A 13,304-nucleotide genomic window follows, 5' to 3' on the forward strand; every position below is an offset into this window, starting at 1 on the left:
CCCACCCACCCTTTTTGTTTCCGGGGCTCCGCCCCGCCCCCCAGGATCACGCGCTCCGGGGGCTTCGCCCCGCCCTTCGGTCAGCGGCAGCGAGCACCGTGACCAATCCCACGCGACGAAGCCCGAAGTGATTAGCGGATCCGTCCGGTTTGCGTCAGCCGGTGTCGTGACGGAGGTTGCCCCCGGCCGTGATCAGCGGATCCGCCCGGCTCGCGCAGCCGGTGTCGTGACGGAGGTCGCCCGGCTGCGATCAGCGGATCCGCCCGGCTCGCATCAGCCGGAAGGTGGCCCCGCCGTGATCAGCGGATCCAGCCGCCCGTGGTCAGGTGGTTGATCACCATCGTGACTGCGCGTTCGACCGGCATGTCCGTGGTGTCGAGTTCGAGGTCTGCGTCGTCGGGCTCCTCGTAAGGAGAGGAAATGCCGGTGAATTCTGGGATAAGTCCGGCTCTGGCCTTGGCGTATAGGCCCTTGCGGTCGCGGCGTTCGCATTCTTCCAGGGGGGTTGAGACGTGTACGAGTACGAAGTCCGCCCCTACCGATTCCGCCATCTCGCGTACCTCGTCTCGAGTCTCCGCGTATGGCGCGATCGGTGCGCAGATGGCCAGGCCGCCATGGCGGGCCACCTCGGCGGCCACGAACCCGATCCTGCGGATGTTCAGGTCGCGGTCCTCGCGGGAGAACGTCAGGCCCTTCGACAGCAGGCGCCGGACCACGTCGCCGTCCAGGTAGGTGACGGTCCGGCCGCCGCGCTCCAGCAGGGCGTCGCGCAGCCCGCGTGCCACGGTCGACTTCCCGGAACCCGACAGACCGGTGAAGAACACCACGAGCCCGCGGCGGTGTGGCGGGCCGGGGATGCTGACCGGGGCCGGTCCCGCGTAGTGCTCGGTGGCGCCGTAGTTCCCGGCCACGTGCTCGCGCAGTTCCAGGTCGATCACCGCGTCCTCGCGGGGGGCGAGCGGCACCGCGACCACGGTCGAGCCGGGCAGTTCGGCGGATGCTTTGAGGGCGGCCCGGACCACGGCGGGCCCGGCGTCGCCGTACACGAGCGGAAGCAGGAGCACGGCGGCGTCGAGCTCTTCGGCGGTGGCCGAGATGTCCTCGATGGCGGCCGAGTCGAGTGGCCCGCGCATGGTCACCGCGAGGACGTCGTCGGGCAGGTCCTTGCGCACCTCGGCCGGGGTTCGCCGGAGCCGCGCGAAGGGCCCGTAGACGGGAGCTCCCACCGCTTCCAGCCGCCCGGCGACGTGATGCCCGTCCCGCTCGGTCACGTGCAGCACGGCCAGCGCCGCGCCCTCCGGATCGGTCAGCGTGACCTGCTCGCCGAGGTCATCCGGAAGCGCCAGCGTGATCGGATCCGGCCACGGCGTACCGTCCGCGAGTTGCCCACGCTCCGCCACGCTCGCGACATCGGCCGCCCCCAGGAACCCGGTCAGCGGCGCGAACGCGCCGGACAGCAGCAGTTCCAAATCGGCCAGCTCGCGCGAGTCGGGAGTCCACTCGGTAGCTTCGGTCATCTCTCGCTTTTCCGATCTCAGGCATAGCGGGCGTCGCCCAACGGCGTCTTAGAGGCTGACATTAGCTCTAGGAGGAGGTGGTCGTGGACGCAGCGGACGAACGAGGTTTCCGCGAATTCGTGTCCGCGCGGTCGCCCGCGCTGATGGGTCTGGCCTACCTGCTCACCGGTGGCGACCAGCACGCGGCCGAGGATCTTGTGCAGGCTTCGCTCGCCAAGGCGGTGCCCCGCTGGGGCCGGATCGACGACCCCGAGGCGTACGTCAAGCGCATCATGTACCACCAGCAGGTCAGCGTCTGGCGGCTGGCCTGGCGACGGCACGAGACGAGCGTCGCCGAGCCGCCGGAGCGGATCGCGGCCGATCGGACCGGCACGGTCGACCTGCGGCTGGCGTTACGGCAGGCGCTGTCCCGGCTGACCCCCAGGCAGCGGGCGGTGCTGGTGCTGCGTTACTTCGAGGACCTGCCGGAGGACGAGATCGCACGGATCATGGGCTGTTCCGTGGGCACCGTCCGGAGCACGGCGCACCGCTCGCTGGCCCGGCTCCGCGCCGCGGCCACCGAGCTCACGCAGGAGGTGACCCGATGAACGAGGAGACCCTGATCAGGGAGACGCTCCGGGAGTGGTCGGAGCAGGCCAGGGTGCCCGCCGACCTGGCCGATCGGGCGCTGTCCCGGCGCAGGCGCTGGCTGCCCGCGCTGGCGGTGGTCGTGGCGGCGGCTGCCGTGATCGCCGCGACGTTCGTGCTGCCTGGGGCGTTTCGTGCGGATCCCACGCCCGCGACCGATGCGACGGCTACCGCTACGGCCAGCCAGCCACCCACCGACATTCAGGTGGACACTGAGAACAACCCGCCCAAGACGCTCATCGCCGCCGGACGGGTGGCCGTCTCCGCGTACTCCACCTTGCGGTGGGTTCCGACCGGCCGGGGCACCGAGATGATCCGCTGGAACTGGTCGCTGTACAACCCGAACTCCGGCCAGTACGAGAAGACCGACTGGTCGTGGGTGGACGTCGCGCCGGGGATGCGGTTCGCCGTCGTCATGGAGGGCGATCTGCCGGCCAGGAGGGTCGGCGTGTTCGATATGAGCACCCGGCAGGTGACCCGCTGGGTGGACGTCGAGCAGGGGGCGGGGGCGGCGTTCTGGTCGCCGGACGGCTCCCGCATCCTGGTCACCACCTACTCGGGCCCGCCCAACGAGTCCCGCTGGCTAAACAAAAAGCGCACCAGCTTTGAGACCCTGCCCAGCACGAGGACCGGCTTCGCCGTCGTGGACGCGAACACCGGGCAGATCACGTTCCGGCCGTTCCCCACGAACAGCTACGATCCCCCGCGGCGTGACTTCTCCTGGAGCGAGGACGGCACGCTGATCTGGGAGGAACAATCCGTCGCCCCGCATCAGGTCTTCTACGACCTGCAGGGCAATCCTCGACCCGCTCCCGCCGACCTGGTGAAGGCGAACGAGCAGGCGGGCGTCTCGCCCAACGGGAAGCTCATCGCCGACCACGGTCAGCCACCCGGCCCGCAGACCACCGTGAAGGAACTGGCCACCGGAAAGATCGTCGGCGTCCAGCCGATGCTCCAGCTGGTCGCCTGGGCCGACGACGAGCATCTCATCGCGCTCGGCTGCGCGGGCTCCTGCGAGTTCGAGTTCAACGCCGCACTGGTCCTGGTCAGCCTGGACGGCAAGGAGGTCGTCCAGCTGTCCGGCTACCGCGAGAACACCAACGATCCGGACGCCTGGCAGCCGAGGTTCACGCTCAGATGAGCCTGGCGAAATGGTGCTGAGGTTTCCGTACGACCAAGGCGATCTCATCGTGGTCGGGGGCCAGCCGGCCGCCCAGAAGGCGGCTGACCGTCCGGCACACCCCGGCCACGAGCCCGCCGTGCGGCCCGAGCCTGACCAGGCCGCTGATCAGCGCGTGATCCTCGGCGATCATCAGCCCGCGCATCATGCAGTAGGAATGCACGCCCTCCCGCGACGTCACCGGCTCGTAGATCGCCGGCAGCGGCCCGATCGCGTCCTTGGGCGCCAGCCACCGCCACAGCAGCCCCCGGAACGGGACCTTCCGGTCGAGGAACCCGTAAGCCGACTTCCGGTCCCGCATCCGGATCAGCAGCAGCCCGCCCGGGCGCAGCCCGTTGACCATCCGGTCCAGCACCAGCTCCGCGTGCGGGATGCGTTCGAGCAGGAACTCCACGCAGACCACGTCGTACGAGCGGGGCATCAGCGGCACCGAGCGCAGATCGCCCAGCGACCACGAATCCAGGTCGGGCCTGGCCACGGTGGCGGCCCGCAGGGCCGGGCGGTCCTCGTCCACGCCGGTCACCCGCGCGTCGATCTGCTCCAGCTCCAGCGGGGCGCCCCGGCCGCAGCCCGCGGCCAGGATGTCGATCCGGCGGCCCAGCTGCTCGTTCCACTGCTCGCGGATCCGCTGGCTGAAGACGCCCCCCGCAGTGGTCAATCGCACGTCAGACATGTCACGAAGGGTAGTCAATCGACTACGTGATCGTTGGAGATTCGGACCCGACTCGCCCGCGACGCCCTCGCCGGGGGAAGTAGCCTTGGGACTATACCCCCGGTCCCAAACAGGTTCCGGGATGTTCGTGCTGCCCTGGAACGGTTTCCGGCGGCGCGGCGGTGGACTCAAGTGGGGGCCTACAGGCGATGTCCGAAACTACGATGCCGATGTCCAACGCTGCACTTTCCGGCCTGCTCGACGTGGTCGCCGCCGATCCGCGACTGGCCGAGGCCCTGACCGACCAGGTGGGCACCGATCTCATCGCGCCCGCCGCGCTGCGGCCGTTCGCGGTCGCCGCGCTGGCCCGCTCCCGCCCGGTGCTCGCCATCACCGCCACCGGCCGCGAGGCCGAGGACCTGGCCGCCGCCCTGACCAGCCTGCTGCCGGACACCTCGGTCGCGGTCTTCCCCGCCTGGGAGACCCTGCCGCACGAGCGCCTCTCCCCGCGCAGCGACACCGTCGGCCAGCGCCTGGCCGTGCTGCGCCGCCTCGCCCATCCGGTCGCGGGCGACCATTCCGCGGGGCCGCTGCGGGTCGTGGTGGCCCCGGTCCGCGCGGTGCTGCAGCCCATCGTGGCCGGGCTCGGCGACCTCCAGCCCGTACGGCTTCGCGCGGGCGACGACGCCGAACTCGACGACGTGGTCGCCCAGCTGGTCGAGAACGGCTACCACCGGGTCGACATGGTGGAGAAGCGCGGCGAGGTGGCCGTCCGCGGCGGCCTGCTGGACGTGTTCCCGCCCACCGAGGAGCACCCGCTGCGGCTGGAGTTCTGGGGCGACACGGTGGAGGAGATCCGCTGGTTCAAGGTCGCCGACCAGCGGTCGCTGGAAGTGGCCCAGGACGGGCTGTTCGCCGCGCCCTGCCGGGAGTTGCTGCTCACGGCCGAGGTACGGGAGCGGGCCCAGGAGCTGGCCGACGAGCATCCGGCGTTGAAGGAGATCCTGGATCAGCTGGCCGAGGGCATGCCGGTGGAGGGCATGGAGGCGTTCGCGCCCGTGCTGGCCGGGGGCATGGATCTGCTGGTCGATCACTTGGGGGCGCGGTCGGCCGTGTTCGTCTGCGATCCGGAGCGGATTCGCAGCAGGGCGGTGGAGCTCGTCCGTACCAGCCAGGAGTTTCTGGAGGCGTCGTGGATCACGGCGGCCGCGGGCGGGGAGGCGCCGATCGATCTGGACGCGGCGGCGTTCCGTACGCTGGAGGAGGTGCGCGAGCACGCCGGTGAGCTGGGGCAGCCGTGGTGGAGCATCGCGCCGTTCGGCGAAGGGGTGGACCTGGCGGCGCACGACGTCGAGGCGTACCGGGGGGATACCCAGCGGGCGCTGGGTGACATCAAGGGCTGGCTCGGGGCGGGGCGCGCGGTCGTGCTGCTCAGCGAGGGGCACGGTCCGGCCGAGCGCATGGTGGAGCTGCTCAAGGGCGTGGACGTGGCCGCCAAGCTGGTGCCTTCGATCCCCGCGCCGCCCGGGCGTGACGTCGTCCACGTGACCACCGGACGGCTGGAGCACGGCTTCGTCACCGACGCGCTCGCCGTCGTCACCCACCTGGACCTGGTCGGCCAGAAGGCGTCCACCAAGGACATGCGCCGCCTGCCATCGCGGCGCAGGAACATGGTCGACCCACTCCAGCTCAAGATCGGCGACCATGTCGTGCACGAGCAGCACGGCGTCGGCCGCTACATCGAGATGGTCCAGCGCACCGTCCAGGGCGCGACCCGCGAATACCTCGTCATCGAGTACGCGAAGGGTGACCGCCTCTACGTCCCCACCGACCAGCTCGATGAGGTCACCCGCTATGTCGGCGGCGAATCCCCGACACTCAACCGGATGGGCGGCGCCGACTGGGCCAAGGCCAAGACGCGGGCCAAGAAGGCGGTCAAGGAGATCGCGGGTGAGCTGATCCGGCTCTACTCGGCCCGGATGGCCTCGCCCGGACATCCGTTCGCGCCCGACTCGCCCTGGCAGCGCGAGATGGAGGACGCCTTCCCCTACGCGGAGACCGGCGACCAGCTGGAGGCCATCGACGAGGTCAAGCGGGACATGGAACGCCCGATCCCGATGGACCGGCTGATCTGCGGCGACGTCGGCTACGGCAAGACCGAGATCGCGGTGCGGGCGGCTTTCAAGGCGGTCCAGGATGGCAAGCAGGTCGCCGTGCTCGTGCCGACCACGCTGCTGGTCCAGCAGCACCTGTCCACGTTCGGGGAACGGTTCGCCAGCTTCCCTGTGATGGTCAAACCGGTCTCCCGGTTTCAGACCGACGCCGAGGTGAAGGAGACCCTGGAAGGGCTCAAATCCGGCGGGGTGGATGTCGTGATCGGCACCCATCGGCTGTTTTCGCCCGAGGTCAGGTTCAAGGATCTCGGGCTGATCATCGTGGACGAGGAGCAGCGGTTCGGGGTCGAGCACAAGGAGCAGATGAAGCACCTGCGCACCCAGGTGGACGTGCTGGCCATGTCGGCCACGCCGATTCCGCGCACGCTGGAGATGGGGTTGACCGGCATCCGGGAGATGTCGACCATCCTGACCCCGCCGGAGGAGCGGCATCCGATCCTGACGTTCGTCGGGCCGTACGACGAGAAGCAGATCGCGGCGGCGGTGCGGCGCGAGCTGATGCGCGACGGGCAGGTGTTCTTCGTGCACAACCGGGTGCGCAGCATCGACAAGGTGGCCGCGCGGCTGCACGAGCTCGTGCCCGAGGCGCGGATCGCGGTCGCGCACGGGCAGATGAACGAGCAGCAGCTGGAACGCATCATGGTCGGATTCTGGGAGCGGGAGTACGACGTGCTCGTGTCCACCACGATCGTGGAATCCGGGCTCGACGTGCCCAACGCGAACACGCTGATCGTGGACCGGGCCGACAACTACGGCCTCAGCCAGTTGCACCAGCTGCGCGGGCGGGTCGGGCGTGGGCGGGAACGTGGTTACGCCTATTTCCTCTATCCGCCGGAGAACCCGCTTACCGAGACCGCGCACGAGCGGCTCGCCACCATCGCCCAGCACACCGAGATGGGGGCGGGCATGTATGTGGCGATGAAGGACCTGGAGATTCGCGGCGCGGGCAACATCCTCGGCGCAGAGCAGTCCGGGCACATCCAGGGCGTGGGCTTTGACTTGTACGTCCGGATGATGGCCGAAGCCGTCCAGGAGCAGAAGCAGAAACTCTCCGGCGAGACCGTCACCGAACAGCTGGACATCAAGGTCGAACTGCCCATCAATGCCCACATTCCCCATGGTTATGTCACCAGCGAACGTCTCCGCCTGGAGGCGTACAAGCGCATCGCCGCCATCGCCGCCGAAGATGACATCACCGCCGTCCGCGACGAACTCACCGACCGGTACGGTCGCCTTCCGGTCGAGGTGGACAACCTTCTTGAAGTTGCGCGTTTCCGTATTCGGGCGCGTAAAGCCGGGCTGACCGATGTGCAGCTGATGGGGACCAACATCAAGTTCGCGCCGGTGGTGTTCAAGGACTCCCAGCAGGTACGGCTCCAGCGGCTCTACCCGAAGGCGCTGGTCAAGCAGGCCACCGAAACCATGCTGGTACCCGTGCCGAAGACCAAGCCCATTGGCGGCCAGCCGTTGCGCGATCTGGACCTTCTCAAATGGTGCGGCGACCTGATCGAGGCCATGTTCCTCGAACCCATGCGAACCCAGGCGGGTGGCGCTCGTTGATATCGGCGGCCAGCCGTTGCGCGATCTGGATCTCCTCAAATGGCGCTGGCGATCTGATTTAGGCCATGGTCCTTGAACCCTGCGGATCCAGGCGGGTGGTGCCCGTTGCGCGATCTGGACCTTCTCAAATAGTGCGGCGACCTGATCGAGGCCATGAAACCTAGGCGGGTGGGTGATGTCGACTTTGTTCGGGTTGGGTCTTGGCACACGGGCGAGGTCGGACCAGGCGCTGCCGTTGGTAGGGTGGCTTCGCCTAGCTAGGGTTGCCGGAGGATTCAGTCGTGAAAGTACAGCGTGTTCTGCTGGCCATGGTGGTCGCCGCCGCGACCCTGACCGCGTGCGGGCCGATCCAGGTCGGAGCCGCCGCCACCGTCGGTGACCAGCGCATCAGCAGCGAACAGCTGGACAGCGGAGTGCGCGAGTTCCAGTCCGCCCTGACCGCCGCCAAGATCCCCGCCGAGCAGGTTCAGCTGCCCGGATCCGTCCCGCAGGCGGTCCTGCTGCAACTGGCCAACATCAACCAGTTCACCCAGGTCGCTGTCGCCAACGGCGTGGTCATCAGCGAAGGCGAAATTGATAATTTCATCACCCAGCAGGGCGGCAAGGCCTCGGTCGACCAAGCCCTCCTCACCCGCGGCGTCCCCCCCTCGTCCGTCCGCGACTGGCTCCGCGCCTCCATCGGCGCCCAGAAAATGATCGCCCAACTGGGCGGCGGCACCGACGAAGCCGCCACCACCGCCGGCCAGCAAAAACTCGCCGTAGAAGCCGAAAAGGTCCCCGTCAAGTTCAACCCCCGCTACGGCACTTTCGACCCAGCCCAGGGCTGGGTCCCCAGCAACCGCTTCGGCACCATCACCCCAGCCGCCCCAACCGCCCCCCAGGGCGAAGCCCCACCCGCAGGCTGACCTAACAACGTCAGCGTTCTGGGTGGTCGAGTCGATTGCCGTGGCACTCCCACCCACCAGTTTGTTCCGGGGCTTCCACGGCTCCCGTGGCCCTGGGCATATTTGCCGGGCCTTCGGCAGCGCAACGGCGGGGGCGGGCGGAGCCCGTGGGGAAACAAACGGGCTGGGTGGGTGGGAGAACCGGCGTAAGTTCTGGCGGTTGGTGGTCGTAGGGTGAAGGCATGCCGCTGATCATTGTTACCAGCTCGCCTCGGGTTGCTCCTGGGTTGTTGAGTGAGCGTGCCTGGGAGGTGCTTCGGTCGGGGCGGGTGCTCACCGGGTCGGCTGAGCATCCTGTGTTGCCCTACCTCGAAGGGGTTGAGGTGGAGGTTCGGGCGGATCCGGTGGGGATCGCGGCCGAGAGTTGTGAGGGCACCCTGGTGTGGCTGGCCGCGCAGGATGGGGATGAGAGTTTTCTGCGGGCGGTTGGGCAGGCGGCGTTGGCGTTGGCGGAGCCGCCGGAGATTGAGCTTGTGCCGGGGTCGTATGACCTTCCGGGGGCGCGGCTGCTGGACATGGTCGCGGTGATGGATCGGTTGCGGCGGGAGTGTCCGTGGGACGGGAAGCAGACGCACGAGTCGCTGGTGCCGTACCTGCTGGAGGAAGCCTACGAGGTGCTGGAGACGATCGAAGCGGGGGATTACGCGGCGCTGCGTGAGGAACTCGGGGATCTGCTGTTTCAGGTGGTTTTTCATGCGCGGGTCGCGCAGGAGCGGGCGGACGGGTTCGACATCGACGATGTCGCCGGGGGGATCGTGGACAAACTCGTCCGGCGGCATCCGCATGTGTTCGCCGACGTGGAGGTCGCCGACGCGGACGAGGTCAACGCCAACTGGGAGGCGATCAAGAAGGCGGAGCGGGCCGCGAAGGGGGAGTCGTCGCCGCTGGACGGGGTGCCGATGGGGCAGCCCGCCTTGTCGCTGGTCGCGCAGCTGCTACGCCGGGGCGGAGATCATGCCGAGTTCACCCCGGAAGGGTCGGATCTGGGAAAGCGGTTGTTCGCGCTCGTCCGGGAGGCCCAGGCGGCCGGTCTCGATCCGGAGGCGGAACTGCGGGCCGTCGCAAGGGCGTACAAGGCTCATGTCGTCTCGACTGATGGACTAGATGCCCGTACCGAGGACTAGGTCTCGGTAGGCTCTCCTAGCAAACTGTCCTTCGATTTCAAGGAGTGCTTCGTGGCTGCCATCGAGGCCGTACACGCACGCGAGATCCTCGATTCACGCGGTAACCCCACCGTCGAGGTCGAAGTCCTGCTGGAAGACGGCAGCACCGGCCGGGCCGCGGTGCCCAGCGGCGCGTCGACGGGCAAGTTCGAAGCGGTCGAGCTGCGTGACGGCGGTTCCCGCTACAACGGTAAAGGCGTCGAGCGGGCGGTGCTCGCGGTCACCGACGAGATCCAAGACGTGATCCTCGACATGGACGCAGAAGACCAGCGCATCATCGACCAGACGATGATCGACTTGGACGGCACCGACAACAAGTCCAAGCTGGGCGCCAACGCCATTCTCGGTGTCTCCCTGGCCGTGGCGAAGGCCGCCGCCGCCAGCGCCGACCTGCAGCTGTTCCGCTACCTCGGCGGCCCCAACGCCCACCTGCTGCCGGTCCCGATGATGAACATTCTCAACGGCGGCGCCCATGCCGACTCCAACGTGGACATCCAGGAGTTCATGATCGCGCCGATCGGCGCCGAGACGTTCTCCGAGGCCGTCCGGATCGGCGCCGAGACCTACCACGCGCTCAAGTCCGTGCTCAAGGAGAAGGGCTACGCCACCGGCCTCGGCGACGAGGGCGGTTTCGCCCCCAGCCTGCCCAGCAACCGGGACGCGCTCGACCTGATCCTGGTCGCCATCGAGAAGGCCGGCTACCGTCCCGGCGAGGACATCGCGCTCGCCCTGGACGTGGCCGCCTCCGAGTTCCACAAGGACGGCGTCTACACCATCGACGGCAAAGGCCTCAGCTCGGCCGAGCTGATCGCCTTCTACGAGGACCTGGTCAACAACTACCCGCTGGTCTCGATCGAGGACCCGCTGGACGAGTCGGACTGGGACGGCTGGAACGCGATGACCGTCTCGCTCGGCTCGCGCGTGCAGCTGGTCGGCGACGACCTGTTCGTCACCAACCCCGAGCGGCTGGCCCGCGGCATCAAGGAGGGCACCGCCAACGCCCTGCTCGTCAAGGTCAACCAGATCGGCACCCTGACCGAGACGCTGGACGCGGTCGAGCTGGCCCACCGCAGCGGCTACCGCTGCATGATGAGCCACCGCTCCGGCGAGACCGAGGACGTGACGATCGCCGACCTCGCGGTCGCCGTCAACTGCGGCCAGATCAAGACCGGCGCGCCCGCCCGCTCGGACCGCGTCGCCAAGTACAACCAGCTGCTCCGGATCGAAGAACTCCTCGACGACGCCGCCCGTTACGCGGGTCGCGCGGCGTTCCCGCGCTTCCGCGGCTAGGTTTTGCGGTACGGCTTGCGCCTATCGAGAGGCGCAAGCCGTACTGAACCGGCTTTGGGAGTGTGATGGCCAAGCGTCCACAGCTGACCGGAAGGGCGGCGATCCTCGCGGTTGTCGTGTGCGCGATCGCGATGAGCCTGGCCTATCCGGTGCGCGAGTTCATCGCGCAGCGGCGGCAGATCGCCCAGTTGGAGCAGCAGCAGGCCAAAGCACTCGGCGACCTCAGGAAACTGGAAGAGCAGCGCAAACGCCTTGAGGATCCGGATTACGTGAAGCGTCAGGCCAAGGAGAAGCTGCACTTCTGCGAACCTGGCGCCAAGTGTTACGGCGTGCTGAACGACACCGGGAAGACGCAGGCGAAGGCCGGGAAGCAGGCCGAGGGCAAGGCACCCTGGTATGTGGCGCTCTGGGAGTCCGTCGAGGCGGCCGACAGGGGCGAAGGCAAGAAGATCACGGCAACCCGGGATTGACGCTCCGGTTGTTCGTGAGTGCGGCTTGCTCGCCGTTATCCGGCGCCGTTCACGCAGGTGGTGGTCCTCGCCGCACCGGCGCCAAGAGAGGCTGCGGCAGGACCGGAAATCGAGCAGGCGCTCGGCAGAGGCTGCGGCATTCTGACCGGAGATCGGTCAGGCGCGGCAGAGGCTCCGGCGTCGGTGGGCGCGCCGCCGGAGGTGTTCTTTAGCGAGGGGAAACGATGGTTGATCAAGGTGACCTGGCCGCGGTCGAGCGGCAGTTGGGGCGGCCACCCCGAGGCGTTCGGGCGGTCGCGCACCGGTGTCCGTGCGGGCTGCCGGATGTGGTGGAGACCTCGCCCCGGTTGCCCGATGGGTCGCCGTTTCCGACCTTGTTCTACCTGACCTGTCCGAAGGCGGCGTCGGCCATCGGGACGCTGGAGGCGTCCGGGTTGATGCGGGAGATGACGGCCCGGCTGGAGGATCCCGAGCTGGCGGCCGCCTATCGGGCCGCGCATGAGGATTATGTGGCTCGGCGGGACAAGGCGGCGGCTGAGGATGGGCTTGCGCCGTTGCCGCGGGATATGCAGTCGGCCGGGGGTATGCCTGACCGGGTGAAGTGTTTGCATGCCCTGGTCGGTCACGAACTGGCGGTGCCCGGGATCAACCCGTTCGGGCGGGAGGCTTTGGACTTGCTCCCCGACTGGTGGTCTGATGGGCCTTGCTGCGCGGACTGAACCCTCGGAGGCATACATGAGTCGTGTGGCGGCCATCGACTGCGGGACGAACTCGGTTCGCCTGCTGATCACGGACATCAAGGGCGAGACCCAGACCGACCTGGAACGGCGCATGGAGATCGTCCGCCTGGGTCAGGGCGTCGATCGCACCGGAATGCTCGCGCCTGACGCCCTGCGGCGGACGTTCGACGCGATGTGCGAATATCGCCGGTTGATCCGGCGGCATGCGACTCCGCACCTGGCCGGCCCGGTCGGGTTGTTCGTCCCGAGCGCCGGAGTGGCGACGACGGGCCTGCAGTGCGCCGACCTCATGCCGGTTCGGGTGGTCGCCACCTCGGCCACCCGGGATGCCACCAACCGCGACGAATTCGTCGCGGGCGTACGCGAGATCTTCGGCGTGGACCCCGAGGTCATCACCGGCCACGAGGAGGCCGAACTCTCCTTCACCGGCGCCACCCGATCGATCTCCGGCATCGAACCCCCCTACCTGGTCGTGGACATCGGCGGCGGTTCCACCGAATTCGTCCTCGGCAATACGTCCGTGGACGCGGCGCTCTCCGTGGATATCGGCTGTGTGCGCCTCACCGAACGTCACACCGGTCCCAACGGCCTGGACGTGGCCGGAGTCATCCGCGACGTCGAAGCGGCGCTGGCCCAGGTGGAACAAGTCGTCCCCATCCGCACCGCCAAGACCTTGATCGGCCTGGCGGGTTCCGTCACCACCGTCGCCGGAATCGCCCTGGACCTCCCCGAATACGACCCCGAGAAGATCCACCACTCCCGCATTCCCGCCGCCCAGGTCCACGAGATCGCCTCCCGGCTTCCCCAGATGACCCACGAGCAGCGCGCCGCCATCCCCGTCATGCATCCCGGCCGGGTGGACGTCATCAGCACCGGCGCCACCATTCTCGACCAGATCATGCGCCACTACGGCTTCGCTGACGTGGTCGTCAGCGAACACGACATCCTCGACGGAATCGCCTGGTCCATCGCATAACCCGCTTGGGC

General features: G+C 68.4%; 11 protein-coding genes. 9 read left to right on the forward strand and 2 right to left on the reverse strand.

The features are described from left to right. Window positions 1–299 precede the first annotated feature (299 nt). Window positions 300–1,517 (reverse strand): adenylyl-sulfate kinase, encoded by a 1,218-nt coding sequence (gene cysC, locus Amac_RS13540; RefSeq protein ID WP_155354722.1) that lies wholly within the window; start codon window positions 1,515–1,517, stop codon window positions 300–302. A gap of 83 nt (window positions 1,518–1,600) precedes the next feature. Here cysC and Amac_RS13545 point away from each other — a divergent pair, with 83 nt between their 5' ends. Both Amac_RS13545 and Amac_RS13550 read left to right on the forward strand, forming a co-directional pair. Further along, window positions 1,601–2,104 (forward strand): SigE family RNA polymerase sigma factor, encoded by a 504-nt coding sequence (locus Amac_RS13545; RefSeq protein ID WP_155354723.1) that lies wholly within the window; start codon window positions 1,601–1,603, stop codon window positions 2,102–2,104. Next, a complete protein-coding gene (locus Amac_RS13550) occupies window positions 2,101–3,285 on the forward strand; it encodes a TolB-like translocation protein (protein WP_155354724.1) in 1,185 nt (394 codons plus the stop codon). The genes Amac_RS13545 and Amac_RS13550 overlap by 4 nt, the downstream gene beginning before the upstream one ends. Here Amac_RS13550 and Amac_RS13555 read toward each other — a convergent pair. Then, window positions 3,278–3,997 (reverse strand): class I SAM-dependent methyltransferase, encoded by a 720-nt coding sequence (locus tag Amac_RS13555; RefSeq protein ID WP_155354725.1) that lies wholly within the window; start codon window positions 3,995–3,997, stop codon window positions 3,278–3,280. The two genes, Amac_RS13550 and Amac_RS13555, sit on opposite strands and share 8 nt — an antisense overlap. A 209-nt stretch (window positions 3,998–4,206) precedes the next feature. On the opposite strand from Amac_RS13555, the gene mfd reads away from it, so the two are divergent. The 7 genes from mfd (at window position 4,207) to Amac_RS13590 (ending at window position 13,293) form a co-directional block, all read left to right on the forward strand. After that, window positions 4,207–7,710: a transcription-repair coupling factor gene (gene mfd / locus Amac_RS13560; protein ID WP_155354726.1), complete on the forward strand. Its 3,504-nt coding sequence runs from the start codon at window positions 4,207–4,209 to the stop codon at window positions 7,708–7,710. A 281-nt stretch (window positions 7,711–7,991) separates the two neighbouring features. Then, window positions 7,992–8,615: a SurA N-terminal domain-containing protein gene (locus tag Amac_RS13565; protein WP_155354727.1), complete on the forward strand. Its 624-nt coding sequence runs from the start codon at window positions 7,992–7,994 to the stop codon at window positions 8,613–8,615. A gap of 269 nt (window positions 8,616–8,884) precedes the next feature. After that, a complete protein-coding gene (locus Amac_RS13570) occupies window positions 8,885–9,778 on the forward strand; it encodes a nucleoside triphosphate pyrophosphohydrolase (RefSeq protein ID WP_307729725.1) in 894 nt (297 codons plus the stop codon). A 51-nt stretch (window positions 9,779–9,829) separates the two neighbouring features. Continuing rightward, on the forward strand, window positions 9,830–11,107 hold the full coding sequence (gene eno / locus Amac_RS13575; RefSeq protein ID WP_155354729.1) for a phosphopyruvate hydratase: 1,278 nt from the start codon (window positions 9,830–9,832) through the stop codon (window positions 11,105–11,107). 65 nt (window positions 11,108–11,172) lie between these two features. Beyond that, a complete protein-coding gene (locus Amac_RS13580) occupies window positions 11,173–11,577 on the forward strand; it encodes an FtsB family cell division protein (RefSeq protein ID WP_155354730.1) in 405 nt (134 codons plus the stop codon). A 224-nt stretch (window positions 11,578–11,801) separates the two neighbouring features. Next, window positions 11,802–12,296 carry a DUF501 domain-containing protein gene (locus Amac_RS13585; RefSeq protein ID WP_155354731.1) on the forward strand — a complete coding sequence of 165 codons (495 nt, stop codon included), beginning with the start codon at window positions 11,802–11,804 and terminating at the stop codon, window positions 12,294–12,296. Between the two features lie 16 nt (window positions 12,297–12,312). Further along, window positions 12,313–13,293 carry a Ppx/GppA phosphatase family protein gene (locus tag Amac_RS13590; protein ID WP_155354732.1) on the forward strand — a complete coding sequence of 327 codons (981 nt, stop codon included), beginning with the start codon at window positions 12,313–12,315 and terminating at the stop codon, window positions 13,291–13,293. Window positions 13,294–13,304: the final 11 nt, after the last annotated feature.

The sequence above is a fragment of the Acrocarpospora macrocephala genome, assembly GCF_009687865.1.
Lineage (GTDB): Bacteria > Actinomycetota > Actinomycetes > Streptosporangiales > Streptosporangiaceae > Acrocarpospora > Acrocarpospora macrocephala.